The organism is Streptomyces sp. BK340 (assembly GCF_007827595.1).
In the GTDB taxonomy this organism is placed as follows: Bacteria; Actinomycetota; Actinomycetes; order Streptomycetales; family Streptomycetaceae; genus Streptomyces.
This window is the reverse complement of sequence record NZ_VISR01000003.1, coordinates 395,511-417,364: the sequence shown is the minus strand read 5'-3', so window position 1 is coordinate 417,364 and position 21,854 is coordinate 395,511. Positions and strand designations below refer to the sequence as shown.

Below are 21,854 nucleotides of genomic sequence, written 5' to 3'. Positions count from 1 at the left end.
CTACGCCTCCTCGTCCGTGTCGGGCTGGCCGGACCGCGCCACGGCGTGGCGGTGGAAGCCGTGCTCGGCGCAGAAGCCTTCCGCGCCGGTGCAGTGAGCGGGTGCACCGTCGACGCCGAGGATGTTCGCCGGGTCCATCGGCGGGAGCTTGGCCTCGCCGTCCTGTGTCGGGTCCTGCTGCGCCTCGCGGGCGGGCTCGTCGTCGAAGCAGCGGCAGTCGGGTCCGCCCCAGCGGCCGGGGCAGGCGTGGAGGGTGTCGTCGGGCTCCTCGACCTCGTCCTGCTGCGCGTCGTCGGCCCGCACGAGGCGGTGGGCGTTGCCCCGGGCGGCGGCGAACGCAAACTCGGTCGGGTTCAGCGACGCCTCTCCCTCGGGGAGGTACAGGGAGCCGTCCTCGTGGACGTAGACGATGCACGTGGTCGCTCGCGGGGAGATCACTTCGTACCAGCCGGGCCCGGTGTTGCAGTCGGCGACGACGGTCTTGACAGGCGGCGCCTCGCCAGCCAGACGACGCAGCGCGTCTCGGATCTGGCTGGCAGCGAGGACGGTGCGGCCCATGCGGTCGAAACGGTCGGCGGCTTCCAGCAGGACGGCGGCCCGATCGGCGGTCTGGTCTGTGGGCGCGGGGAGCACGGCCAGCACCGCGTCGGCGATCTGCTCCGGTGTGCCCTCGATGACGGCGAGCTTGCCGTGGTGCCAGACGAAGGGCTGGATGCGCTCCTTGGCGCACTCCTTCTCGGTCTTACCGCAGTCGCCGTTGCAGGCGGCGTCGCGCACGGCGTCGGCGATCCGCTCCCGCAGCGCCGCCCGGTCGGTGGCGGGCGCCGGGCCGGCAGGAGCGGCGGCGGGGGCGTCGCTCGGAGGCTCGGCGGCCCACCGGTCGGGGCGGACAGGCTCCCAGTCGCTGTACGAGACGCGCCGCCGAACCACAACGCCGCGCTGACGCTGGCCGCGCACCATGTCCCCGCCGCCGTCGGGGTGGGGGAACCAGGTGAAGATCTCGGACTCGGGCGGCGGGATGGGCGGCAGGTCGCTGCGACGGATCGGGGCGGATTCGGGGCGGTCGTTCACGGTCACTCCTGGTGGCTGGTTCGGGCAGGCGGTCGTGGTGTGGGAGGCTGGGGCCGGCCTGGGCGCGGTAACGACGCGCCCAGGCCGCCCTGCGTGCGGGGTGGTCATGCGGCGGTCTGCTCGGGCTGCCGCTCGGGCAGCGGGATCCCGGTCGCGGCCGACACGACGTGCGCGGCGAGCAGCGGCGGGACGGCGTTGGCTATCTGCAGGAACTGCTTGGACTCGCTGCCGTGGAACGGGTGGTCGGGGGGGAAGCCCTGCAGCACCGCCGCCTCGGGGATCAGCAGGGGGCGCCTTTCGAGGTCACCCTGGCCGTCGACCTTGACCCACTGGTAGTCGTGGCGGGCGTGGCCGGCGACGAGGGTTCCGGCGGGCTGGTCCAGGCGGCGCACGGTGGCGTTGGCCCGCTTGCCCTGCCGGAGCACCCACCAGGAGCGGGCTTTCTCGGTGAGCGTCCAGGAAGGGGCGTCGCACGGGAAGTCGTTGCCGCCCTGGGTCTTGCGGGCGCCGCGGGTGTTGACGCGGAGGCCGGGCTCCAGGCCGAGCGCGTCGGCCATGGTGGTCCACGGCAGGCGGGTCATGCCGAAGAGGTCGGTTGCGGTGTTCTCGCCGTGGGTGGGGTCGGGTGCGGTGACGCGGCGGACGCGGGAGGCGATGAGGATGGCGCGGCGCCGTGTCTGCGGCAGTCCGTAGTCGGCGGCGTTGAGGACGCCGGTCCAGACGCTGTAGCCCCAGCCGCGGAGGATGCCTGCGTACTGCTGCCACAGCGGGAGGACGGCGGGCACCTGTTCCATGCACACCCAGTTGGGGCGCAGGTCGTGCAGCCAGCGCATCGGCTCGGCGGCGAGGATCGACTTGGTGTCCTTGCAGGCGGTCTTCAACCGGGTGCGGGTGTCGCGGCCGTGGGCGAGGTCGTGGACGGCTTGGTAGACGAGGGGCAGGTCGACGATGCCTTCCTGCTTGCCAGCTGCGGAGAATGGGGTGCAGACCGGCGAGCCGATGAGCCCTTCGATGAGCGCAATGAACGGGGCGGTCGGGTACTGGGTGACGTCGCACTGGATGGTGGTGTGGCCGGCCGCCTGTGAGGTGCGGGCCGCGTCCGCGTCCAGCTCCAGGCCGACGTCGGTCAGGTCGAGCATGCGCATGCCCTCGGACCATCCGCGTGGGCCGCTGAAGAGGTCGACGATCACGTTGCTGCTCCTTGGGTGACGGGCCGGGTCAGGCAGACGGGGTGGCGGCGGGTCGGACGATGCGGGCACCCTCGGCGAGCCAGTGCTCGCAGTCGCAGAACACGGAGCGCTGCGGGTGCACGGTGCAGCCGCGCCGGTACCGGTCGACGGCGGCGACGAGAGTGGGGTGCGCGGGCCGAACGAGGCCGATGCTGCCGCTGACGCTGGGGTGGCCGTTCCAGGTGCCGGAGGACTCGTAGCCACGGCGCTGCAGTTCCTTGACCAGGACGGCCAACTCGCCGATGTCGAGGGGGTTGGCCGGGGTCTGCAACTGGTTGGGGCCGTTGTCGATCCACTCGACCTTGATGACGTCCACGATCACGACGGGCCGGTGCTGTGCTCCGTCGGGGCAGAAGCCGTAGATGCGGTTTGCCTCGGGGTCGCTGATGACGATGCCGTGGTGGCTGGTGTGGGCGTCGTCGGGCTGGACGGTGTCGTACAGCCAGCCGAGGCCGGTGTCGAGGATGGTCGCGAGAGTGGTCATGGTGCGGGCGTCCTTTCGGGTGGTGGGGTTACTGACTGGTGGGTCAGTTGGGTGGCTTGGCTTTCGGTGTGACGGGTCAGGCGGAGGCGAGGGAGGCAGCCCATGCGGCGAGGGCGTCGAAGTCGGGCTGGAGGAGGCCGGCGCGCGGGCTGACCCAGTGCAGGAGGGCCGGGCCGTCGTGGCGGTCGGCGACGTAGGCGCGGTCGGTGTCGTCGAAGTCGTCGTCGATCCACGCGAACGGCCGTCCCTGCGCCCAGTCGATGACGTGCTGGGTCTTCCAGAACGTGCCGCCCGGCTGTGCGTGGCGCGGGCCGGGCGCCGACGTGGTGTCCCACGGGACGACGGGCAGCGAGGGCAGGCCGATGTGCGGGGCGATCCATTCGTTGGCCTCGTGCGCCCAGGTGGTGCACCAGACCAGCTCGAAGGGCAGGGCTTGGAGCGCGGGGCCGTGGGTGGGGTTGAGCCAGACCCGCAGTGGCTTCTGCCAGGGCTGGTCCCAGCCGGATGGGCGCATGCGGTGGGTCTGGTAGCCCTCGGGTCGGCCGTTCGGGTTGGCGGCGTAGGGGTTGAGGGGGCCGTCAACGTCGATCAGCAGGAGCGGGCGGTCCGCGCTCATGTCGTGTCTCCTGGGTGTGGTGGGTGGTGTGGGTGGGGTGACGGGTCAGGCGGCTTGTGCTTGTTGGTCGCTGATGTCTGGGGCTATGCGGTAGCCGCTGCTGGTCAGGTACTGGGCCACGCGCCGGGCTCGGTCTTCGTGGTTTTCGTTGAGGAGGTCGGCGTCTTCGAGGGCGGCGCGGATGACGGCGAGGGCTGCGTCGGGCATTGGGGCTCCTGGTGGGCTTGGATGCGGGCGTCGTGGCTGGTGATGGCGAGCTTGCGGCCGCGGGGGCTGGTGCAGCGGGTGCCGGGCGATGCTCCGCACCAGGGGCAGCGGATGGACCACTCAGGTGGGTTGGCGGTCACCAGGGCCGTTCGCCGTACTGCGGGTCGTAGTCGGGCTGGTCGTAGTCGCTGAAGTCGTCGTCGGCTTCCCACGCATCCGGGTCGTCGTATGTCGCGTACGTGGCCGGCTCGGGTTCGGCGAGACGCTTCGTGAACCAGACGTGGCGGCAGTTGGGGCACCGGTACGAGGTGTGCGGGTTGCCGTGGTAGTCCTCGGCGTCGAGGTGCGGCGGTACGTTGCGGTGGAGGCAGCGGGGGCACGAGTCGTTGACGTTCTGGCTCATGAGGTACCTCCGAAGATGTCGAGCTGGCCGGACTTCGCCAGAGCGTCGGCGCGTGTCCTGGCCCGGGTCTCGGCGTGGTGATCGCGGTCGTAGTGCAAGTGGCAGCCTTGGCACATGGCGCGGAGGTTGCTGTCGTCGACGTGCTCGGGTGTGTGGTCGAGGTGGGCCACGGTGAGCACCACCTTCGAGCCGGTGCCGTACGCCTGACCGCCGTTGACGTTGGGGCAGCGGCCTGTGTGGTTGTCGCGACCGCATTCGCCGAGGCATTCGCAGCGGCCGGCGGCGCGTTCGGTGCGGATGCGGAGGCTGATCGCTTTCCAGTCGGTTGGGTAGCGATCGCGGTTCTCGGGGCGGATCGGCATCAGACGCTCCTGAGTCCGCGGCGGAGGTCGGGGCCGTCGAAGCTGACGATGGTTGCGGTCTGCGCAAGACGGGACGCGAGCCGGTCACCGAGGCGTGTCACCAGGTCCGAGGCTGTGGTCCCGCCGGTGCGGACGGGGAGGTTCGTGGTGATGAGCAGCGGGAGCGACTCGTTGTAGCGGTGGTTGACGATGCGAGTCGTCGTTTCCTCCGTGAACTCGGAGAGTTTCTCGGTGCCGAGGTCATCGAGGAGCAGCAGCGGTATCCGGCACAGCCGCTTCAGCTCGTGCTCGCTGCCCTTGTCGGAGCCACCGGGTCGGAGCAGGCCGTAGAGGTCAGGTGCGGTGGTGGCGATCATCTCGAAGCGGCGCGGTCCGGCTTCGGCGATGCGGCGGAGTGCTCCGTAGGCCTGGTGGGTTTTGCCGGTGCCGATGGCGCCGTGGAGGACGAGGAAGCCGGCGTCGCGGTAGTCGTTGGCGGCGCGGTCGGCCCACGCTCGGATCACGTGATGTTCGGCGGTGGCGTTGCGGTAGCGGTACGGGACCGCGGTCTGCCAGCGGTTGAGGGCGAACTCGGCGCGTTGGCGGCGGTGGTACTCGGGGTGGCCGGGCTCATCTGGCGTGGGCTCGTCATCGACCGGCCCCGAGGTGACATTGGGTGCGTGTTCGGCGATTCCGGCCATGAGGCGGGCGAGCATGCTGGGCCGGTTGTCGGCGAAGGTCTGGGGTTCGGTCACGGGTGGTCCTTAGAAGTAGCCGAGGTCGTTGGCGTAGTCCTCGGGTGAGGGTTGCTTGTAGGGCTGGTAGCCGCCGGATACGGCGCGGAGGGGCGGCCGAGAGGCGCGCTCGGACGCGAACTTCGCGGAGCGGCGGATCCACTTCTGCCACTCGGTGTTCCAGTTCTTGCGGCGCTGGCCGTTGCCGCGGAAGTGGTCGAGGAACTGTGCGGTCTCGTAGTCGAGGTCGAGGCCGGGGCCGAAGGTGCTCAGAGCCCAGCGGCGGAGTCCGTCGTTGAGAGCGAACCCGTCGTCGTCAATCGGGGAGGGCGCGTAAGCGTCGAGATCAACCGAACTGCTAGCGGCACTACCCCCACCTACATCAGCCATAGATAGGGGTTGGGGTACGGGACGGGACGGGGCGTCGTTAGTAACGCCGTTACGAAGCTCGCTGACCTGGGGTTCTGTCTCGGAAACGGGACGCATTCGAAGCGTCGTCGTGTCGCCGTCGTGTCGCCGTCGTGCTGCGTTCGTGTCGCCGTCGTGCATTCCAGGCGCATCGGAGGGGTCCGGCGTAACGCCGTTACCGTCGGGCGGGACCGGCTTGCCGTTCCTCCGCTGACGGAACCGCTCCTGCCGCTCGGCGTTCTTCTTCCGCTCGGCGAGCACCTGCGCGCGGGACGGGTTGTAGTCGAGGTAGTCGTGGATCTCCCAGCCGCCCTCGATTCGGTCCCACAGGCCGGCGTCTACCAGCTGCTGGGCCGCGGCCTTCAGACCCCGGACTTTGGCGACGAGGGGCAGTTCACGGTCGGCGATGCGGCCGTCGGTGAGGTTTTCGGAGCACCAGCAGATAGCAGAGACGTGCAGCCGGAAGGCTCGGTCGGGTAGGAGCGCGACCTTGCGGTGCGAAGGGAATCGGTCGTCCAGCTTGACCCAAGGCATCGGCTGCTTCTCTCGTGTTCGTGCTGATCAGGGAGAGGGGGCGGGGCCGCCCGTCGACGGCCCCGCAGTGGGGGCTACTTGGGCATGGGCATGGGCGCGTCTTGGGTTGCGATCGGCTTGAAGTGCGTCGGCTTCTGGCCAGCTCGCATGGCGTTCCAGGCGCGGATCAGGGTGGCCAGCTGCGAGTGATCGGAGACCTTCCGGGCCCCTTCGGAGTCGCTGAGGAGGCGCTTGCGAAGGGTCAGGATGGGGTGCCCCGCGCTGAGTTCGGCTCCATCGGCGAGCCGGGTGAAGAACCAGGCGGTGTCGTCTGGAGAGATCCGGTTGAACAGGAAGTGCGCCACGCCGGTGGTCGATGCCGGCGCGTACTTGAACTGGTTGCGGACGCGCGATGCGATTTCCGCGGACCGTCGCAGGGCCGGGTTCGCGTTGAGGAAGTCCTGCGCCTCGGTGATGGTGGGCGCCAGATTCATCGACAGCTTGTGGTCACCGCGCTCCCAGGCCCAGACGCGCCGGACGATGGCCGCGAGGAGGGCGGTGTGCTTCTCGTCCTTCAGCTTGAAGGCGTCCGCCGTGGTGCGCTTGGCCCCTGCGTCCATGGTGTGCTGGGTTGCCGGGTCGAGGCCGGTGACGATGAGGAGGTCGACTGAGGTGTCGGCCTTCACGATGGCGGAGAGGCGATGCTGTCCGTCGAGGAGGACCCCGTTGATGTCGAACTTGATGGTTTCGCCGTTCATGGCCCAGTTGCCGGCCTCGATGTCACGGGCGAACTCGGCGACCTTGCTGGAGCGCAGGGCGCGGTTGTGCGTGTTGCGGTTGAGCCATTCCTTGGCCATGACCGGTGTCACGTGGACGATGTCCGTGCGGGGGAAGAGCGCGGCTACGATGGGGTTGTTCACTGCATCTCCGTTTCGAGGGTGTTCGCGACGTCGGCGAGGGCGTCGCTGATCTTGTGGAGGCTCGTCGCCCACCAGCGGCGGGCCTCTTCGCTTGTGTCGGCCTGGTCGAGGTGCATGGCCTGGATCAGGTGGGTGGTGTGGTCCAGGGCGCCGAGGAGTTCGGGCACCTGGTGGTGGGTGGTGTCCCGGTTCTTGGGGAACCGGTCGTCTTCGGTGAGGCGGGCGAGGCGTTCGGCGGCGCGGGTGTAGTCGCGGCTGGCCTCGGCGAGGGCCTCGGTGAGGGGACGGCGTTTCGGCCTGGGAGCGGCGGTCGGCGGGGTGACGGCGGCTTGGAAGCCGGGCCCGTCGGGTTGCACCCAGTCGTCACCCGCGAGGAGATCCGGCTCCTGCCGCTGCTCGTACGTCTCGCGGACGGCGGCGGCGGTGGGCTTGCCAGCGGTGCGCTCGACGGTCTCGCGCCAGACGTCCGCACGCTCCGGCTCCGGCACGCGGGCTAGCTCGCTGGCCTGTCGAGCGTTCGCCACCGGCTGTGCGGTGTCTGGCATGCCAGACACGACCTCGGCCGCCGTGATCAGTTCGTAGGCTCGAGGGCGGCTGAGCTGCCACCGCCGTTGGCAGTACTCCTCGAAAGTGCCGTGGTCGGCGCGGTAGAGCTTGCGGTCGCGGATGTCGGCGAGCGCGGTGCCGACCTCGTAGAAGGTCTTGATGCCACGCTCGATGACGGCTTCATGCTCAGCGAGTGCGCTGCTCTCAGAAGCGGTCAGGATGTTGGTCATGAACGGTTCTCCTTGGTCGCGTTCTGCGACGGTCGAACGGCCTGCCGTGTGCCGCTTAGGCGATCCGGTGTGGCTACACCAATCTTGCCGGGTGTAGCCACACCAGTCAAGTTCGCTACTATGCTGGTGTAGCCACCACCGCCGCCCGGGAGCCCCACATGCCGAACGCACCGAAGACGCCCATCCAGCGATTCCGCCTCGATACCGAGCCATGGCAGCGCTTCGGCGAACTGACCGAGGCGGCAGGAACGGACCGCTCGTCCGTACTGCGGCAATTCGTGCTGTGGTACATCGGCACGCCGAAGGTGGCGGCCGTGCGCCGGCCGAAGGCTGAACCCGCCGAGTCCTGACACCGTTCCCTCCCCTCTCTCCGGGCCCCGCACCGAGCTGGTGCGGGGCGTTGTCGCGTGCGTCAGGCGACGTGCGCGATGAGCAGCCAGGACGGTTCGATCGGGTCCGTCATGCCGAGCGCGCGGGCCGCGGCGGCGAGGTTGTGGTCCCAGTCGGCGTACTGCTCGGCCGTGGCCCGGTTCGGGGCGACGACGACCGAGGAGCCGATCTCGGCCTCGGTCGCCTGGGTGACGAGGTAGCTGTCCTCGTCGTCGTAGCGGCCGGCATGGAGGTAGCCGACGTGGTCGGCCTGGTCACCGCGCTGGCCGTCGAGCGTGCCGAGCGCGTCTTCCAGCTGGTCGCTGCTGGTGTCGGGGATCTGGACGCCGTAGGCGAGCCAGGCGGACGGGTAGTAGCCCATGTCGTGTTCTCCTTGGGGTTGGTGGCCCCGCCGGATTCGGCCCGGCGGGGCGCTGTTACTGGCCGATGGGTTGGCCGCAGGATCCGCAGAAGCCGCGGTTCGGGCCGACCGGGGCGGCGCATCGAGGGCAGCTCATGCGATCCGCCCGGCCTGCGCCGCGCGGGTGCCGCGCCAAACAGCCACGGCGCTCTTCTCTCCGGTGGGCCGGCTGCTGCGGTCGAACCCGCAGTGCTCGATCACCCGGTCGCGGACGAGGGATTGCGTGAAGTTCCCCCAGTCGGATCGGGCGCAGGGCGGCTCGGGCAGGTCGTTGTCCTTCGCGACCTCGTAGGTCGTGAACCGGCGGCCGGTGCGCGCCGCGGCGACGAACGCCGGGCGGATGCGGTCGGCCCACTCCGCGTAGCTGAGCCCGCTGGCCGGGGCGGGCACGGTGCCGTCGAGGGTGGGTTGCACGGTGGTCATGGGTGGTCCTCTCGTGCGGGGCATACGTCCTGGTGCTGTTCGATGGGGTTCGAGGCGAGGAAGTCGGCGACCTGGCGGTGGCCGGTGGCTCGGCGGTGCAGCCCGCACCGGGTGCAGAGCAGGTCCGCGACGGGAACCTGACCGCGTTCCATGCGGTGCACATGCAGACCGCCGAGCCAGCCGTCCATCAGGCCGTGAGCCGCTTTGCCAGGTCGCGTTGCCGCCGGTCCGTCAGGCACCGTTGCCCGACGCAGTCCTCGACGTCGCACATCCGCTGCACCTGCCCGACCGGCGTCACCCCGTACAGGGCGATGAACGCCAGCTGGTGCACTGTGTACGGCTTGTTGCGGACGTTGATGAAGTGCCTTGTGTCCGTCCACAGCACGTGCCCGCCGCGCTGTCGGGTGTGCTGCTCGTAGATGTGCTTGAGGAGGACGCTGACGTCGTCGGTGGCGTCGGCGACCGCGCGCGGGATGTGCTGCTCGTTCTTGCGGAGGTAGTACAGGCGTTGGCGGGAGGTGAGACCGCCGCGGACGGACCAGGAGTCACCCTCGGTGTAGGCGGCGGTGAGGCAGGCGACCCGGACCGGGCAGCCTTCGCAGATGGTGCGGGCTTCGTCGACGAGGCGGGGTTCGCGTTCGCCGGCGTGGAAGATGTCGGGGTCGATTCCGTTGGCGGCGCAGGCGGCGGACTGCTTCCAGGCGCCGGTCGTGTCGGTGAGGCGGGTGAGGGTGCGGATGGTCATGCTGCTGCTCCGTGAGGTGTTGTGCGGTGGCCGGCCTGCTGTTCGGGGCGCTGCGAGAAGGCTCGGTACAGGTGGTCTTGGGTGATGCCGAGCCGGTGGGCTGCCTGCCCCGCGGTGCAGCCGTGCTCGTTCATGAGCCAGCGGCCGTCTTCGGCGATGGCCGTGTACCGGTCGACGTGCTCGCCGAGGTCTGGTACTGCGGCGGGGCTGTCGATGTAGTCGTCGTCCCAAGCCCCCGGCGGCGCCCACCCGTTGGTGGCGGCCAGTGCGCGAGCCTCCCCGATCCAGCGGGCAGCGATGCCGTGGTCGGCGGGAGCCACGTTCCACAGCTGGTCGTAGAGGTCGCGGGCGGTGCGCGCTGTAGACCCGTAGGCGGTGGTGACAGTGTGGTTGACCTGATCGTTGATGGTGATCTTGTCCAGGCCAGACAGGCGGGCGAGGCTGATCTGCGGCCAGCCGACCGCGACGAGCGCCTGCAGCCGACGGCGGGTGCCCGTGGCGTCGACGAGCGCGGAGGGCGCGACGGCATCCAGGGTCGCCTTGATGGCGAGGATGCTGTCCGCGGTACGCGTCCGGACCCTCTTGGAAGGCGGCATGGTGCGGGTGGCGTCGCCGTAGAGAAGCTTGCTCATCGTGCCGTTGGGGATCTGCGCGAGGAGGCGGACGCGCTGCAAGCCGATGCCGTGACTCATGAGCATGCGGACATGGGCGCGGACGGGCTCGGCGTCGACGTAGGGCTGCCAGCGGCCGTACGCGAGGAGCCGGGACCGGTTGCGCATGTAGTCACGGTTGCGGGCGAGACACTCGGGCCGTTGGCAGGTGTACTCCTTGACGCAGGTGAGGTTGCGGTGGTGGGGGGCTTCGCGGACGGCGGTGGTCACGCCTGCTCTCCCTTCTGCTGCTCGTCGCGGATGGCCTGCCATAGCTGGTCGCAGCGGGCGGCGAACTCGGGGTCGTTGAGGAGGAGTTCGCACTCGTCTTGCAGGGCGAGGTTGAAGCCGGGCTCCGTCTCCCGGACGGCCTCGGCCGGCGGCAGCGTGCTGCGGATGAACGCCGCGTGCCTGGCGGCCAGGCGGCGGCGGTTCTTGCGGTCCACCCGCCAGATCGCGATGGCCAGCAGCAGGAAGACGGCCGTGTAGCTGATGTTGGCGATGGTGTTCACGAGGTACCTCCGGCGGGCTGCTCGTGTCCCTCAGCGCAGCGCAGCAGCGGGCCGTGGACGGTGTGGGCGGTGAGGCCGCCGCAGCCGGGGCAGTACGTGAACCGCTGCCCGACGACCGAACCGTGCGGCCGGTGCTGCCCGGTCGGCCACACCAACTGGGCGCAGATCCGCAACGGGGCCGGGAGGCGGAGTATGGTCTCGCGGGTCACGACGCCACCCCCCGCCGCACGTCCTGGAGTTCGGCCGTGAGTGCCTCGTTCGCCCGCTGCAGGGTGTCGAGCTGGCCGCCGAGGGAGGCCAGCGCCTGCCGGGCGAGTGCGAGCTGACGGCGCAGTTCCGCGTCGCCCTGCACCGGCTGCGGGTGTTGGACGGGGCTGTCCGGCTTGGCGTCCCGGAGCCGGGTGATCTCCTGGGCCTGTCGGGTGACCGTGGACAGACGTTGTTTCGCGAGGGCCTCGAAGTCGTCCCGCTGGCGGACGACGTGCTCGTACCGGTACTGGAGTTCCGCGTGCCTGGCGGCGGATACGAGCCTCATGACGCACCGCCCGACGGCAGCGGCCACGACCCGTCCACCGTGGCGTCCGGCTTCCCCGACCGCCGCAGATGCGCCTCGAACCCGGCAGCCCACTGCGCCCGCCACTGGATCTGCCACGTGTGCAGCAGCCACGCCGGAACCTGCACATCCGGGTGCTTCTCGGCGATCGCCCGCGCCACGTCGAGTGCGGCTTGCGCGTCCGCGTCCGCGGTGTGCGCGTCGGTCAGCTTCACCCCGTAGTGCGCGGCCAGCGACTCCAGGTTGCGGCGGCCCTTGCGGTACTTGTCCGCCGCCCGGTCGATGACCAGCGGATCGATGATCGGGCCGAGGCTGCCGATGCGGTCAGCGACCGTCGGAACGCCATGGCGCGCGCACTCGGCGTTCAGCATGCCCAGGTCGAACGGGGCGTTCATCACGACCAGCGCGGCCCGGCCGGCGGACAGTTCACCGGCGACGGCGTCCGCGATCTCCTCGACGACCTGCTTCGCCGGACGGCCGTGCGCGCGGGCGTACTCGGTGCTGATGTGATGCACGGCGGTCGCGGCGGCCGGGATCTCCACGCCGTCGACGTCCGACAGCCAGCGCAGGACGCTGCCGTCAGGGCGGACCAGGGCGGCGCTGACGATGCGGTCCTCCGCGGGGACGGTGCCCGTTGTCTCGCAGTCGTAGGCCGAGAGTGGGCCCCGGTTCCAGGGGGTGGGGGTGGCGTTCACTGGGCGTCTCCTGCCGTGAGTTCGGGGAGGATGGCGGCGGTCAGGAGGCCCTCACGCCAGGCCTGCATGACCTGCTGGCGGCCGTCCTTCTTGAAGCGCACGCTGTGGGTGCGGGCCCGGGCCGGGGCGATCTCGACACCCGGCACGTCGTGGATGACTCCGGTCGCCGGGTCGGCGTACTCGGCGGCGCCGGCGGCGGTCATTTCCTTCAGCAGCCGGTCGGTGAACGCGGCGCGGACGGTGGTGATGAACTTTCGCTCGATCTCCGAGGCGTAGTTGGCCAGCACCCAGGCGGTGAACGCGTCCTCGTCGACGACCTTCGCGGCGGCCTCGCCGCTGGAGAGGCTGACGGTGGCGATGTCAGGGCCGTCGGGCAGGCTGACGGCGACCTGGCGGACGCCGGTGGTCTCAGCGGCGGATTCGAGCGCGGCGCGGGTCTCCTTACGGGCGTCGTCGTAGGCGACCTTCACCGTGTCGAGGAGCGTCTTGAGTGCAGCTTCGCGTGCTGCTGCTTCTTTGAGGTTCATGTGCTACTCCTTGGGCGGGGTCGTCCTGCCTGCTTCGGACGGGCAGGACGACCCCGGCTCGTGACGGGTCAGGCGGCGGAGCCGGTGAGGATCGCGGTCATCTGCCGCATCTGCGCGGCGGGCGCCTGCGCGATCGGGAGGCCGAAGCTCTTCTCGAACTCCTCGTCGAGGTTGTCGAGCCCGACCTTCTCGGCGGCGGCACGCAGGTCCCGTTCGGCCAGGTCTGCTTCGGTCTCGCCCTCGGCGACGACCTCGGCATCCTGTACGTCGTCCTCGGCAGACGCCTTAGGCGTGGCTGCCGCTGCCTCGGGAAGTGCCTTGCCGAGGCGGGAAAGGTACTCCCGCACCATCTCCCACTCGCCGGTGTCCGGCGCCTTGACGATCGCGTGGAGCAGCTCAACGTCCTTGGCCTCGGCCCACCGCTCCTTCACCTCGCCCCGGTGCGTGGCCTCAGCGGCCGCGTCGACGATCGCCTGTCCTTCCGGATGCGTGACGATGCACTCGGGGTCCACGACGAGCGTGCCCTTCGGCTGAGGCGGCGGCGTGGCCCACGGATCCTGCTCGCCCTGCTGCACGCGGCGCAGCTGCTGCACCTCCGCCTCGACGATCTCGCCGTCGGCGTTGACGTTCGCGCCCAACTCCTCCGGCGTGTAGTGCATCCCCGAGAGGGCCTCTTCGCAGGCGTCGCGGGCCACCTCGGTGATCGCGCGGGCCTTGAGCATCGCGGCCGGGTACTCGCGCCACACCTTCTTCTTCGCGAGGCCGGCCTGCTCGGCGCGGGCCATGGTCCAGCGAGCCTCGAACGTCCAGTCCGGGTCGTCGGCGCGGACGATCTGCGCCACGGCCTCCTGGTCGTCGCCGCGGACCCGCAGCTTGTGTCCGGCCCGCCGCACCAGCGCGGAGATCAGGGCGGCGGAGGCGGACGGCTTGCCCTCGATGACGTGGATCCCGGTGATCGCGGCCATCGGGTGCAGGCCGAGGGACTCGGCGTATTCCAGGGCGTACAGCAGGTTCGCGGGCTGCTGCCGGTACTGGCCGGGCAGCATGCCCGAGGCAGCCAGGGCCTTGGCGTACTGCATCTTCTCGGGGAGGGTGGCCGGTGTGGCGGGCTGGTACTTGACGATGTCGTTCATGTGCGGTTCCCCGTGGTGGTGTTGGTGGGGTGGCGGGTGATGGTGTCGGCAGCGAGGAGCGTGGGCCAGCCAACGAGGACAGCGGCGTCGATGGTCACGGCGGTCGCGGCCAGCCCGGTGAAGGGGATGGATGCGAGGAACGCGACGACGGTGGTGGCGGTGCAGGCGGTCGTGTAGGTGATGGCTGCGCGTGCAATCTCGGCGCGGGTCACTGGGGCTCACCCGTCTCGGTCACGTCGGTCCAGGCGCAGCACGCCCAGTCGTCCGGATCGAGCGCGGTAGCCACGAACAGATCGGTGCGTTCGATCTGCCGCCAGCCGAACGCCCGGACTTCGCCCGTGACGGGGTGAGTGTCGGTGGCCAGGCAGCGGAAACGGAAACACGCGTGCTGGGTGGCGCGGTACTCACGGCCGGGCTCGAAGAACGTCGGCTTCACCCCGGCGGGCAGCATGGTGTTGTTCGGGCGGACCGCGCCGCGGGAGATCTGCGACGCCAGCCGGCCGATGAGGTCCGCCCGTTCCGCGTCCGCCTTCCTGCCGGTGGCGCGGTACTCGCGGGCCTTCTTGCCCAGCCACCGCATGATCTCGGCGTCACGCTCAGCGCGGTGGGCGTCGAGGTACTCGTCGAGGCGGTACGAGGTGCGGCCGCTCTCGAAGAGACGGTGGATGTCATCGCGGGCAGTCATCACGCCGCCCTCCTCGCCTGCGACGGGATCGCGACGACCGCACCGGTCTTCGGGGCGGCAGCGCGGAACTTGTCCGCCAGCCGGGCCAGGGCCTCACCGCGGACCGGGACCTCGTGGCCGACGTGCTCGGCGAGGCGTTCCACGAGCAGCTGCTCCGGCTCCCAGCCGTCGTGCTCCCGCGTGGTCGCCCGGTCGTCGACGACCTCTTGGAACAGGGCGTAGGCGTCGGGGTCGTCGGCGAGGGTCTCGATGACGTGGACGAAGTACTCCTCCAGGTCCACCAGGACGCCGTCGGGGATGCGGCGGGTGTATAGCCGCATCGGGCCGGTGAGGGCGGGCTTCCGGAACAGGCGGTGCAGGATCAGGCGCAGGCGGTTCATCGGTTCACCCCTGAGGTGGGAGCGGAGAGGAGCAGGAGCAGTGCGGCGGCAGTCACAGCGGCGTCACGGCGGGCCTGCCGGGTCAGGCGCTGGCTGGTGGCGATGACCCGGTTCAGGTCGTGGCCCACGTGAACGGCGACCTGGTGCACGGCCCGAACAGCCGGCCGCGGATCGAAGTCCGCGACGTCGGCGTCGTGCAGCAGGTACAGCAGCGATGCGCAGAACGCCCAGCCGCTGATACCGAGCGACAGGAACGCAGCCCACTCGGACGGGGTGGCGGCGGTCACTGGGCACCACCGATCGGCGGCAGATCCCGCGGCGTCAGGTACGCGTGGTGAACCGTGGCGTAGTGCTCGCCGTCCCCCACCTCACCCCGCTCGGCGCCGGCCTGCCGCGATTCCCGCAGCACCTGACCCTGCGCGGTCAGCGCCGCCAGCTGCTCCTCCAACTCAGCGGCCCGCGCCCTCAACCGCAACAACTCCTGCGCCTGGAACGCCCCAACCAGCCGGCCCTCACGGTCCACAACCTCCATGCCCCGGGCCAGAACATCGCCATGCAGGTCGACCTCCGTCGCCGACATGTCCGCCAAAGCGGCCCGCAACGCCCCCAAAGCGATCGGCGACAAGCTCATGCCGCCACCTCGCACGCGTCCGCAGCCGCCTCCAGCACCGCCACAGCCGACTCCGTCGTCCGGCCCTCCACGTCGCCCCAAGCCGCGACATGCATCTCCAGCCAGAACGCCTCGTCGTTCCACGCGGGCTCGCCGTCTACCTCCAGACGGCCGGCCAGCACCTTCACCGCGGCTTCGGACAGCGGCGTCTCCCGGTGCGGGCTGCCCGACACGACGCAGCGGACCGCCGCGACGATCGACAGCGGGCGCTCGGCGTGCGAGGACTTCAACACCCGGTCGAACGGGTCCGGGCAGTAGTCGCCCTGGTGGTGGCCATTTGCCGCGAGCAGCCGGGCAGCCGCCCGGAACACGGCGGGTACGGTCGTTGGCCGCGCCTGCGGCGACAGTTGCAGCGGGATTACCACGCTGCGGGTCTGAGATGATGTGCTCAAGGTGATCCACTCCTTCTTGGGATCTAGGTGGATTGCCGAGTCGGGGGCTCGCCGGGCCGGGAAGTCGGGCGGGCCTTCGGCGTGTGGTGGGTCAGGCGGCGTCGGCCGCCGGCGCGGTCTTCACGGGTGCCGCTCCCTGCGGCTGGGTGAAGATCCGGCGGAGTGCGTCGACGACCTCGGGTGTGGGTTCCGGGGCGGCGTCGACGATTGCGTCGATGTGCGCGAGGACGTCGGGGCCGAGGAGCGCGCGGCGCTCTTCGCGGGTCACGCGGCGGCTCCGGCGGGTTCGTCTTCCTCGTCGTCGACCCGGTCCATGAGCGTGCGAATGTCGAGGTCATATGCCTCGGCGATGCGGAGCGCTGAGATCAGGTCAGGTTGGGTCTCGCCGGACGCGATGCGATATGCGGATGAAGTGTTCACGCCAGTGCGCTTGGCGATGGCGTAGGCGCTGCGGTCGCCGCGCTTTTCGGCGATCTCGCGGAGTCGGGCGACGTTGAGTCGGTACACGGGGTTGCCCCTCCCTTCGCAGGTGGTTGGGTGGTTTCCCTGTTGAGGGAAACTCAACCACATGCATTCCCTCCCTGTAAAGGGAATGTGCGGGCAAGGGAAGGATGAGATTTCTGGCGAACGCGTGTTCGAACGAGCGCGTGGCCAGTGTTGATGCAGGTCAGTGGCCGGATGTCAGCTTTCCCGGGGGAGGGAACCGGTGACTATTCCCTCCGCAGGGAAGTAGAGTCCGGGGCATGACGGATGCCCCCACGCCGCGCGAGGAAAGGTTCTTTGCCCTCGTCTACCCGGCGCTCGAAGCGGCCGGCTACACCACATACGGCCACCAGCAGCGACTCGTGGCCGACACCGGCATGAACAAGAGCACTGCCTCCCGGCTCCTCCGCCAAGAGCAGATCCCCCACGTCAAGTTCTTCCCCGCCCTGGCCAAGGCCATCGGAGTAGACCCGGTCGAGATGCTCGTCGCCGCCGACATCCTGCCGCCCGAGTACCTTGAGTCTCAACAGACACTGTCCGAAAACAAACAGTCACAGGTAGGCTCGGGTTCAATCACTCCGGAGGAAGCGGCGGAGCGATTGGGCATCCATGACGACGTAGGCCGGTTCACGCTCTTCGCCGTGATCGACAAGCTCAAGAGCCCCGCTCAGCGCGACGACGACGCTGAGACCCCCGGAGGAACAGCAGCACAGATGTAACCCCGGGGGTGCGCATTGGACGACTTCACGGCCAGCAGCAAGACGGCTGCAGCTACGGCCGCAGTGATCCTCACCGCAGGGTTCGCGATCATCATCCGCAGCACATCCAGTGACGATGTGGCAGGCTCCATCGGCGGGGCCTGCCTCGTCATGGTGGCTCTGACCATCATCATCTGTGTGCTGGTCAGGCACTGGGTCGTCAACACGACCACCGAGCGGACCATCCTTGCCGCCGCCACCCGTGAAGCACAGGCCCAACGGGCCTTCTACCAGGCCAACCAGTGCGCGCTGGAGAACGAGCAGGGCCGCCTCAACCGCGACATGGCCGCCGAAAGGGCCCGCATAGCCAAGACCCTCATCACCGAACGCGCCAAGATGCGCGCCGAGTTCAACGAGGAGAGAGCCCAGATCCAAGCCGACGCCTTCCGAACCGGCGTCGAAATGGAGCGGGCCGGCATGCTCAAGCCCGGAACCGAGCACACACGCGGCAACCTCATCCCCTTCCCGGGCCAACAGCCGGCCCACGCTGCTGAGCGGGAACGCTCCCGCGAGCACGGGAACGCGGGGACCTGATGAAGCCCTCCGACCCGATGAACGACAACCTCACCCGAGCCGGATCCAGCGACTTCGCCCTGCCAGGCCGGAGCGCCTTGTAGACGCGCACCGTGACGATCGTCCGGATCGCTTCACGCTGCTGCTCCAACGACAGACCGGGCGACGTGTCCGTCCCATACCATTGGGCATCAGGGTCCGAGGCTCCCACCAGCTGCTGGATGAGCAGCGGCACGCCAGTGATCGACTGGAGCTTGCTCTGCAGCTCCTCGATCTTCGGCAAGAGTTCCATCTCCTTGGCGGAGAGCGACGTCAGCGACAACAGAGGCCGCCCCTGTTCGTTGCGCTGGCGGTTCAGCTCCCGCGCTTCATCCAGTTCCTCCTCATACAGATCGAGCATCTCCTGCGCCCGTCGCATCTCGTCGGCCACCTTGGCCTGATTCGGGATGAGCGCGACCCGGGCCTGCTCCTTGCGTCGGAGCCAGGTGAGAACCGCCTCTACGACGTAGGCATCGAGGAGCGGTTCGGACACGGAGACGTGTCGCTTCTCGCTACATCGGTAGATTTCCTTCGTGTAGTGGCTGGCCCCGGTCTGGTCCGCGCGTAGGTAGACGTCGTCTCCGCACTCCCCGCAGAGTGGGATGAATGAGAGAAGGTGGCTGACCCGGCCTTCGCCTGGGCGTTGGCGTGAGGGGTCGGTCAGCTTCTTCGTGACGCGGCGGAACATGGCCCGGCCCTCAGGCGTGTCGAGGCCCTTGATGGGGGCCCACTGGGCTTTCACCGCTTTGCCGTTGTGGACTCGTTCGCCGATGTAGACGCGGTTGAGGAGCATGTATCTGACGCGTTCGTCGTCCCACTTGCTGCCGTCGGGGCGTGCCGCCTCGGGTTCGGACTTCAGCCACTGCAGGAGTGACCGCAGCGAACCGCCGCCATCGACGTGCTGGAAGGACTTGAGGACGATCGGGCCGCGGTCCTGGTGCTCGTACTGGCCGATGAGGTCGCCGGTGTCCGGGTCGTATTTCCGCATGTAGCCGAAGGGGACCTTGCCCCAGACGCCGCCGGCTTCGGCGTTGAGTCGGGCGGTGCGGACGTTGCGGTCGCGGATGCCTTCGACTTCGTCCTCGGCGGCGATGGCGTCCATCGCGGTGGCCTTGCGGTCTTCGCGTTTGGAGAGGTCGTAGACGGTGCCGTTGTAGCAGAGCAGGACGTCGGCGTTGTAGCAGGCGTTGCGGAGGCGGACGTAGGCCTCCAGGTCTCTGTAGTACCTGCTGGCTTCGTAGGCGACGCAGATGCGGCGGACGCCGGCGGGGACCTGGACGTTCTCGATGACGTCGAGGAGGGCTTCGAAGTCGTCGCGGTCGCGGCGGGCGTGGCGGCTCGCGGAGATGCCGGTGTCTTTGAAGACTTCGGCGATGGTCCAGCCGTGTGTGTCGCAGAGAGTGCGGCCGTCGGCGAGTTGGTCGTTGACGCTGCGGCCCTTCTTCTTTGGGTCGCGGCTGTTGCGGCCGTAGAGGAGGGCGTGGAACTGCACGTCGGGGAAGACGAGGTGGAGGTATTCGGGTGCGAGCGGCATGGGCTGACACTACTGCGTTTGGACGGGTTATTGCAGCAGTATCGGACGCCAAGCGCATACCCGACGGCCTGTGGCCGCTGCTCGCCGAACTGCGCCGCCGCGGAGTGCTGTTCAGTCCGGCGAGCGGCCGCCCGTACATCACGCTGGCCCGGCAGTTCGCCGAGGTCGCCGAGGGCATGGTGTTCATCGCGGAGAACGGCACCTATGTGGTCCGCGACGGGGTGGAGCTGAGTTCCGACGTGCTCGACCGGTCCGTCGTCGCGGACCTCGCCCGGACGGTACGGCGCCTGGTCGCGGACGGCGTCGACATGGGCATCGTGGTCTCCGGCAAGCGGTCGGCGTACGTCGAGCGGACCGACGAGGCGTTCCTGGCGGAGGTGCGCGAGTACTACGTCGAGCACCGGATCGTCGAGGACGTCACCGCCGTCGAGGACGACGTGATCAAGGTGGCGCTGTTCGACTTCGGGTCCGCCGAGCACACCACCGCCCCGGCCCTGCAGGCCTTCGCCGCCACCCACCACGTCGTCGTCTCCGGCGAGCACTGGGTCGACGTCATCAACCGCAGCGCCAACAAGGGCGCCGCCTTGCGCGGCCTGCAGCGCGAGCTGGGCATCACGCCCGCGCAGACCATGGTGTTCGGCGACTACCTCAACGACCTGGAGATGCTGGACGCCGCCGACTGGTCCTTCGCGATGTCCAACGCCCACCCGGAGGTGGTCCGCCGGGCCCGCCATCTCGCCCCGTCCAACAACGAGAACGGGGTGCTGCGGACCATCGCGCACGTGCTCGGTCTGTAGGACGGCCGCGCGGGGCTCAGCGCTTCAGGCCGACCGCGCCGTACAGCGAGATCGGGCCGTCCGGTTCGCTCTCGGGGCGCCAGTCGGCCACGGAGACGATCCCGGGCTCCAGCAGCTCGAGCCCCTTGAAGAACGTGCCCACTTCGGCCTGGGAGCGGGCCACCAGGGTCACCCCGCCGGCGGCGTACGCGGCGATGCCCTTCTGGACGTTCTCCGGTTCGAAGTCGGCCGTCATCGTGGACAGCACCAGGCAGCTGCCCGGAGCCAGCGCGTCGACCAGCGTGGCGACCAGGTCGTGGGCGCCGTCCTCGTCGGCGACGAAGTGCAGCAGGGCGATCAGGGACAGGGCGACGGGACGGCCGAAGTCCAGGACACGGGCCGCCTGTTCGAGGATGGCGCGCGGATCGCGGGCGTCGGCCTGGACGTACTCCGTGACACCCTCGGCGGTGCCGCGCAGCAACGCGTTCGCGTGGGCCAGCACGATCGGGTCGTTGTCGACGTAGACGACCCGGGCGTCCGGGGCGACGGACTGGGCGATCTGGTGCAGGTTGGGCTCGGTCGGTATGCCCGTGCCGATGTCCAGGAACTGGCGGATGCCGGCCTCCTGGGCCAGCGCGCGCGTGGTCCGGCGCATGAACCCCCGGTTGGCGAGGGCGGCCCGCGGTGCGCCGCCCCCGTCGATCGCCGCGATCCGGCGGCCGAGTTCCTCGTCGACGGGGTAGTTGTCCTTGCCGCCGAGGAACCAGTCGTACACCCGCGCCGGATGCGGCCGGGTGGTGTCGATCTCCTGAGCGGCCGGCTCGGTCCCCGTCACGTCCAGTTCCTCCGTTCGAGAGGCCCCCTGCCGTCCGGGGGCGTGCCAGCAGTCTGACACGATCTTGGGGTGGGGCGGAGTCGGTCCTCGGTCACCCGTCCGTCCGGGAGGGTCCGCCAACATGCCTGCCGACGCGGCCGGTTGGGCTGCCGGTCAGTGGGGGAGTGCCGGATCGGCCGGGCGCGCAGGGCCGGCCGGGTGCGCCGGATCCGCCGCGAGCGCCCCACCGGGACGCAGCTCCGCGTCGACGAAGCGGAGCACCTCCGCGAAGACATCCGCGCGGTCCGTCTCGTTGAACACCTCGTGCCGAGCCCCGGCGAAGATCCGCTCGGTCAGCCGGCCGCCGCTGAGGCGCTCCACCCCGACCCGGCTGCCCGGCAGCGGAACCAGCCGGTCGTCGTCCCCGTGCAGCCACAGCAGCGGCAGCGGCCCGATGTCCCCGCCCTCGGCCACGGTCTCCAGGGTGCGGACGAACGCCTGCAGCATCGGCCGCTTCATCGGGCCGTGCCAGACCAGCGGGTCGGCGGCGTACGCGGCGCCCACCGCCGGGTCACGGGAGAGCGCGGCCGGGCTGATCGGGGTGTCGGGGATCTCGGGCAGGGCCAGCAGCCGCCCGGGCAGCTCCCAGACGCCGATCACCGGCCCGGACAGGATCAGCGCGCTCAGCTCCGCGCCGTACCGCTGGGCGTGCCGGGCCGCGATCAGACCGCCCATGGAATGGCCGACCATGACGAGCGGCAGGCCCGGATGCGCGGCGCGGGCGAGGTCCGCCGCCGCGTGCACGTCGGTGACGACGTCCTCGAAGTCCTCGATCACCACCCGCTCACCCGCCGACCTGCCGTGCCCGACGTGATCGGGCCCGTACACCGCCGCCCCGTGCGCGTTGAGAACGCCCGCCAGTTCGTCGTAGCGGCCGGCGTGTTCCCCGTAGCCGTGCACCACGAGGGCCAGATAGCGCGGGTCCGGGTGCGGCCACTCGCGTACGACGATGCCGTCGAGGATGTGCTCGCGGACGTGGGCCATGTCTCCTCCGGCTGCCTGGGTGAAGGTTCCGGGGGA

General features: G+C 69.9%; 37 protein-coding genes. 4 read left to right on the top strand and 33 right to left on the bottom strand.

The window, feature by feature from the left end; all coding sequences use genetic code 11:
* From FB157_RS08340 to FB157_RS08295, 11 genes are all read right to left on the bottom strand, one after another.
* On the bottom strand, positions 1–1,071 hold the full coding sequence (locus FB157_RS08340) for a hypothetical protein (RefSeq protein WP_145877496.1): 1,071 nt from the start codon (positions 1,069–1,071) through the stop codon (positions 1–3).
* A 104-nt stretch (positions 1,072–1,175) separates the two neighbouring features.
* Complete coding sequence (locus FB157_RS08335) at positions 1,176–2,261, bottom strand: DNA cytosine methyltransferase (protein ID WP_145877494.1); 1,086 nt, start codon at positions 2,259–2,261, stop codon at positions 1,176–1,178.
* A gap of 28 nt (positions 2,262–2,289) precedes the next feature.
* The gene (locus tag FB157_RS08330; RefSeq protein WP_145877492.1) at positions 2,290–2,784 is read right to left on the bottom strand and encodes a hypothetical protein; all 495 of its coding nucleotides are present in this window, start codon (positions 2,782–2,784) and stop codon (positions 2,290–2,292) included.
* 76 nt (positions 2,785–2,860) lie between these two features.
* On the bottom strand, positions 2,861–3,400 hold the full coding sequence (locus tag FB157_RS08325; protein WP_145877490.1) for a hypothetical protein: 540 nt from the start codon (positions 3,398–3,400) through the stop codon (positions 2,861–2,863).
* A gap of 45 nt (positions 3,401–3,445) precedes the next feature.
* Positions 3,446–3,607, bottom strand: a complete 162-nt coding sequence (locus FB157_RS47165; protein WP_186581406.1) for a hypothetical protein — start codon at positions 3,605–3,607, stop codon at positions 3,446–3,448.
* 136 nt (positions 3,608–3,743) lie between these two features.
* On the bottom strand, positions 3,744–4,010 hold the full coding sequence (locus tag FB157_RS08320; RefSeq protein ID WP_145877488.1) for a hypothetical protein: 267 nt from the start codon (positions 4,008–4,010) through the stop codon (positions 3,744–3,746).
* Positions 4,007–4,372, bottom strand: a complete 366-nt coding sequence (locus FB157_RS08315) for a hypothetical protein (protein WP_145877487.1) — start codon at positions 4,370–4,372, stop codon at positions 4,007–4,009. Before FB157_RS08315 ends, FB157_RS08320 begins: the two co-directional genes overlap by 4 nt.
* Positions 4,372–5,106 carry an ATP-binding protein gene (locus FB157_RS08310; protein WP_261386206.1) on the bottom strand — a complete coding sequence of 245 codons (735 nt, stop codon included), beginning with the start codon at positions 5,104–5,106 and terminating at the stop codon, positions 4,372–4,374. The genes FB157_RS08315 and FB157_RS08310 overlap by 1 nt, the downstream gene beginning before the upstream one ends.
* 9 nt (positions 5,107–5,115) lie before the next feature.
* Positions 5,116–6,027: a hypothetical protein gene (locus tag FB157_RS08305; protein WP_145877485.1), complete on the bottom strand. Its 912-nt coding sequence runs from the start codon at positions 6,025–6,027 to the stop codon at positions 5,116–5,118.
* Positions 6,028–6,101: 74 nt separating this feature from the next.
* Positions 6,102–6,926 carry a hypothetical protein gene (locus tag FB157_RS08300; protein ID WP_145877483.1) on the bottom strand — a complete coding sequence of 275 codons (825 nt, stop codon included), beginning with the start codon at positions 6,924–6,926 and terminating at the stop codon, positions 6,102–6,104.
* Positions 6,923–7,702: a hypothetical protein gene (locus tag FB157_RS08295; protein WP_145877481.1), complete on the bottom strand. Its 780-nt coding sequence runs from the start codon at positions 7,700–7,702 to the stop codon at positions 6,923–6,925. The genes FB157_RS08300 and FB157_RS08295 overlap by 4 nt, the downstream gene beginning before the upstream one ends.
* A gap of 158 nt (positions 7,703–7,860) precedes the next feature.
* Between FB157_RS08295 and FB157_RS08290 the strand changes: the two genes are divergently transcribed.
* Complete coding sequence (locus tag FB157_RS08290; protein ID WP_145877479.1) at positions 7,861–8,052, top strand: hypothetical protein; 192 nt, start codon at positions 7,861–7,863, stop codon at positions 8,050–8,052.
* A gap of 62 nt (positions 8,053–8,114) precedes the next feature.
* Here FB157_RS08290 and FB157_RS08285 read toward each other — a convergent pair whose 3' ends face one another.
* The 19 genes from FB157_RS08285 to FB157_RS08200 form a co-directional block, all read right to left on the bottom strand.
* The gene (locus FB157_RS08285; RefSeq protein ID WP_145877477.1) at positions 8,115–8,453 is read right to left on the bottom strand and encodes a hypothetical protein; all 339 of its coding nucleotides are present in this window, start codon (positions 8,451–8,453) and stop codon (positions 8,115–8,117) included.
* 132 nt (positions 8,454–8,585) lie between these two features.
* A complete protein-coding gene (locus tag FB157_RS08280) occupies positions 8,586–8,915 on the bottom strand; it encodes a hypothetical protein (RefSeq protein ID WP_145877475.1) in 330 nt (109 codons plus the stop codon).
* A complete protein-coding gene (locus FB157_RS08275; RefSeq protein ID WP_145877473.1) occupies positions 8,912–9,103 on the bottom strand; it encodes a transcription factor WhiB in 192 nt (63 codons plus the stop codon). Before FB157_RS08275 ends, FB157_RS08280 begins: the two co-directional genes overlap by 4 nt.
* Entirely contained in the window at positions 9,103–9,660 is a 558-nt protein-coding gene (locus FB157_RS08270) for a WhiB family transcriptional regulator (protein ID WP_145877471.1), read from the bottom strand. The genes FB157_RS08275 and FB157_RS08270 overlap by 1 nt, the downstream gene beginning before the upstream one ends.
* Positions 9,657–10,541: a hypothetical protein gene (locus FB157_RS08265; protein ID WP_145877469.1), complete on the bottom strand. Its 885-nt coding sequence runs from the start codon at positions 10,539–10,541 to the stop codon at positions 9,657–9,659. The genes FB157_RS08270 and FB157_RS08265 overlap by 4 nt, the downstream gene beginning before the upstream one ends.
* Positions 10,538–10,822 (bottom strand): hypothetical protein, encoded by a 285-nt coding sequence (locus FB157_RS08260; RefSeq protein WP_145877468.1) that lies wholly within the window; start codon positions 10,820–10,822, stop codon positions 10,538–10,540. The genes FB157_RS08265 and FB157_RS08260 overlap by 4 nt, the downstream gene beginning before the upstream one ends.
* Complete coding sequence (locus tag FB157_RS08255) at positions 10,819–11,031, bottom strand: hypothetical protein (protein ID WP_145877466.1); 213 nt, start codon at positions 11,029–11,031, stop codon at positions 10,819–10,821. The genes FB157_RS08260 and FB157_RS08255 overlap by 4 nt, the downstream gene beginning before the upstream one ends.
* Entirely contained in the window at positions 11,028–11,357 is a 330-nt protein-coding gene (locus tag FB157_RS08250) for a hypothetical protein (RefSeq protein ID WP_145877465.1), read from the bottom strand. Before FB157_RS08250 ends, FB157_RS08255 begins: the two co-directional genes overlap by 4 nt.
* A complete protein-coding gene (locus FB157_RS08245) occupies positions 11,354–12,070 on the bottom strand; it encodes an exonuclease domain-containing protein (protein ID WP_145877463.1) in 717 nt (238 codons plus the stop codon). Before FB157_RS08245 ends, FB157_RS08250 begins: the two co-directional genes overlap by 4 nt.
* The gene (locus FB157_RS08240) at positions 12,067–12,597 is read right to left on the bottom strand and encodes a hypothetical protein (RefSeq protein WP_145877461.1); all 531 of its coding nucleotides are present in this window, start codon (positions 12,595–12,597) and stop codon (positions 12,067–12,069) included. Before FB157_RS08240 ends, FB157_RS08245 begins: the two co-directional genes overlap by 4 nt.
* 68 nt (positions 12,598–12,665) lie before the next feature.
* A complete protein-coding gene (locus FB157_RS08235) occupies positions 12,666–13,730 on the bottom strand; it encodes a hypothetical protein (protein WP_145877459.1) in 1,065 nt (354 codons plus the stop codon).
* On the bottom strand, positions 13,727–13,942 hold the full coding sequence (locus FB157_RS08230; protein ID WP_145877458.1) for a hypothetical protein: 216 nt from the start codon (positions 13,940–13,942) through the stop codon (positions 13,727–13,729). Before FB157_RS08230 ends, FB157_RS08235 begins: the two co-directional genes overlap by 4 nt.
* Positions 13,939–14,415, bottom strand: coding sequence for a hypothetical protein (locus FB157_RS08225; protein WP_145877457.1), 477 nt, complete (start codon positions 14,413–14,415; stop codon positions 13,939–13,941). The genes FB157_RS08230 and FB157_RS08225 overlap by 4 nt, the downstream gene beginning before the upstream one ends.
* Positions 14,415–14,795 carry a hypothetical protein gene (locus tag FB157_RS08220; protein WP_145877455.1) on the bottom strand — a complete coding sequence of 127 codons (381 nt, stop codon included), beginning with the start codon at positions 14,793–14,795 and terminating at the stop codon, positions 14,415–14,417. Before FB157_RS08220 ends, FB157_RS08225 begins: the two co-directional genes overlap by 1 nt.
* Positions 14,792–15,082: a hypothetical protein gene (locus FB157_RS08215; RefSeq protein ID WP_145877453.1), complete on the bottom strand. Its 291-nt coding sequence runs from the start codon at positions 15,080–15,082 to the stop codon at positions 14,792–14,794. Before FB157_RS08215 ends, FB157_RS08220 begins: the two co-directional genes overlap by 4 nt.
* Positions 15,079–15,426, bottom strand: a complete 348-nt coding sequence (locus FB157_RS08210; protein WP_145877451.1) for a hypothetical protein — start codon at positions 15,424–15,426, stop codon at positions 15,079–15,081. Before FB157_RS08210 ends, FB157_RS08215 begins: the two co-directional genes overlap by 4 nt.
* Entirely contained in the window at positions 15,423–15,857 is a 435-nt protein-coding gene (locus FB157_RS08205; RefSeq protein ID WP_145877449.1) for a hypothetical protein, read from the bottom strand. Before FB157_RS08205 ends, FB157_RS08210 begins: the two co-directional genes overlap by 4 nt.
* A 91-nt stretch (positions 15,858–15,948) precedes the next feature.
* A complete protein-coding gene (locus tag FB157_RS47160) occupies positions 15,949–16,125 on the bottom strand; it encodes a hypothetical protein (protein ID WP_186581405.1) in 177 nt (58 codons plus the stop codon).
* The gene (locus FB157_RS08200) at positions 16,122–16,364 is read right to left on the bottom strand and encodes a helix-turn-helix domain-containing protein (protein WP_145877447.1); all 243 of its coding nucleotides are present in this window, start codon (positions 16,362–16,364) and stop codon (positions 16,122–16,124) included. The genes FB157_RS47160 and FB157_RS08200 overlap by 4 nt, the downstream gene beginning before the upstream one ends.
* A gap of 236 nt (positions 16,365–16,600) precedes the next feature.
* Here FB157_RS08200 and FB157_RS08195 point away from each other — a divergent pair, with 236 nt between their 5' ends.
* Entirely contained in the window at positions 16,601–17,059 is a 459-nt protein-coding gene (locus tag FB157_RS08195) for a helix-turn-helix transcriptional regulator (RefSeq protein ID WP_145877445.1), read from the top strand.
* Between the two features lie 15 nt (positions 17,060–17,074).
* A complete protein-coding gene (locus tag FB157_RS08190) occupies positions 17,075–17,632 on the top strand; it encodes a hypothetical protein (RefSeq protein WP_145877443.1) in 558 nt (185 codons plus the stop codon).
* Here FB157_RS08190 and FB157_RS08185 read toward each other — a convergent pair.
* Positions 17,553–19,184 carry a recombinase family protein gene (locus FB157_RS08185; protein ID WP_145877442.1) on the bottom strand — a complete coding sequence of 544 codons (1,632 nt, stop codon included), beginning with the start codon at positions 19,182–19,184 and terminating at the stop codon, positions 17,553–17,555. The two genes, FB157_RS08190 and FB157_RS08185, sit on opposite strands and share 80 nt — an antisense overlap.
* Here FB157_RS08185 and FB157_RS08180 point away from each other — a divergent pair.
* Positions 19,172–19,981 carry a Cof-type HAD-IIB family hydrolase gene (locus tag FB157_RS08180; protein ID WP_261386203.1) on the top strand — a complete coding sequence of 270 codons (810 nt, stop codon included), beginning with the start codon at positions 19,172–19,174 and terminating at the stop codon, positions 19,979–19,981. The genes FB157_RS08185 and FB157_RS08180 overlap by 13 nt on opposite strands.
* 16 nt (positions 19,982–19,997) lie before the next feature.
* Here FB157_RS08180 and FB157_RS08175 read toward each other — a convergent pair whose 3' ends face one another.
* Together FB157_RS08175 and FB157_RS08170 are read right to left on the bottom strand one after the other, a co-directional pair.
* Positions 19,998–20,795, bottom strand: coding sequence for an SAM-dependent methyltransferase (locus tag FB157_RS08175; protein WP_145877440.1), 798 nt, complete (start codon positions 20,793–20,795; stop codon positions 19,998–20,000).
* Between the two features lie 153 nt (positions 20,796–20,948).
* Positions 20,949–21,818 carry an alpha/beta hydrolase gene (locus FB157_RS08170; protein ID WP_145877438.1) on the bottom strand — a complete coding sequence of 290 codons (870 nt, stop codon included), beginning with the start codon at positions 21,816–21,818 and terminating at the stop codon, positions 20,949–20,951.
* Between the last annotated feature and the right edge of the window lie 36 nt (positions 21,819–21,854).

What these genes read in the sequence shown, in the direction of transcription:
- FB157_RS08330 (WP_145877492.1), bottom strand. Translation starts at nt 2,784, where the DNA reads ATGACCACTCTCGCGACCATCCTCGACACCGGCCTCGGCTGGCTGTAC.
- FB157_RS08325 (WP_145877490.1), bottom strand. Translation starts at nt 3,400, where the DNA reads ATGAGCGCGGACCGCCCGCTCCTGCTGATCGACGTTGACGGCCCCCTC.
- FB157_RS47165 (WP_186581406.1), bottom strand. Translation starts at nt 3,607, where the DNA reads ATGCCCGACGCAGCCCTCGCCGTCATCCGCGCCGCCCTCGAAGACGCC.
- FB157_RS08320 (WP_145877488.1), bottom strand. Translation starts at nt 4,010, where the DNA reads ATGAGCCAGAACGTCAACGACTCGTGCCCCCGCTGCCTCCACCGCAAC.
- FB157_RS08315 (WP_145877487.1), bottom strand. Translation starts at nt 4,372, where the DNA reads ATGCCGATCCGCCCCGAGAACCGCGATCGCTACCCAACCGACTGGAAA.
- FB157_RS08305 (WP_145877485.1), bottom strand. Translation starts at nt 6,027, where the DNA reads ATGCCTTGGGTCAAGCTGGACGACCGATTCCCTTCGCACCGCAAGGTC.
- FB157_RS08295 (WP_145877481.1), bottom strand. Translation starts at nt 7,702, where the DNA reads ATGACCAACATCCTGACCGCTTCTGAGAGCAGCGCACTCGCTGAGCAT.
- FB157_RS08290 (WP_145877479.1), top strand. Translation starts at nt 7,861, where the DNA reads ATGCCGAACGCACCGAAGACGCCCATCCAGCGATTCCGCCTCGATACC.
- FB157_RS08285 (WP_145877477.1), bottom strand. Translation starts at nt 8,453, where the DNA reads ATGGGCTACTACCCGTCCGCCTGGCTCGCCTACGGCGTCCAGATCCCC.
- FB157_RS08280 (WP_145877475.1), bottom strand. Translation starts at nt 8,915, where the DNA reads ATGACCACCGTGCAACCCACCCTCGACGGCACCGTGCCCGCCCCGGCC.
- FB157_RS08275 (WP_145877473.1), bottom strand. Translation starts at nt 9,103, where the DNA reads ATGGACGGCTGGCTCGGCGGTCTGCATGTGCACCGCATGGAACGCGGT.
- FB157_RS08270 (WP_145877471.1), bottom strand. Translation starts at nt 9,660, where the DNA reads ATGACCATCCGCACCCTCACCCGCCTCACCGACACGACCGGCGCCTGG.
- FB157_RS08250 (WP_145877465.1), bottom strand. Translation starts at nt 11,357, where the DNA reads ATGAGGCTCGTATCCGCCGCCAGGCACGCGGAACTCCAGTACCGGTAC.
- FB157_RS08240 (WP_145877461.1), bottom strand. Translation starts at nt 12,597, where the DNA reads ATGAACCTCAAAGAAGCAGCAGCACGCGAAGCTGCACTCAAGACGCTC.
- FB157_RS08235 (WP_145877459.1), bottom strand. Translation starts at nt 13,730, where the DNA reads ATGAACGACATCGTCAAGTACCAGCCCGCCACACCGGCCACCCTCCCC.
- FB157_RS08225 (WP_145877457.1), bottom strand. Translation starts at nt 14,415, where the DNA reads ATGACTGCCCGCGATGACATCCACCGTCTCTTCGAGAGCGGCCGCACC.
- FB157_RS08220 (WP_145877455.1), bottom strand. Translation starts at nt 14,795, where the DNA reads ATGAACCGCCTGCGCCTGATCCTGCACCGCCTGTTCCGGAAGCCCGCC.
- FB157_RS08210 (WP_145877451.1), bottom strand. Translation starts at nt 15,426, where the DNA reads ATGAGCTTGTCGCCGATCGCTTTGGGGGCGTTGCGGGCCGCTTTGGCG.
- FB157_RS08195 (WP_145877445.1), top strand. Translation starts at nt 16,601, where the DNA reads ATGACGGATGCCCCCACGCCGCGCGAGGAAAGGTTCTTTGCCCTCGTC.
- FB157_RS08185 (WP_145877442.1), bottom strand. Translation starts at nt 19,184, where the DNA reads ATGCCGCTCGCACCCGAATACCTCCACCTCGTCTTCCCCGACGTGCAG.
- FB157_RS08170 (WP_145877438.1), bottom strand. Translation starts at nt 21,818, where the DNA reads ATGGCCCACGTCCGCGAGCACATCCTCGACGGCATCGTCGTACGCGAG.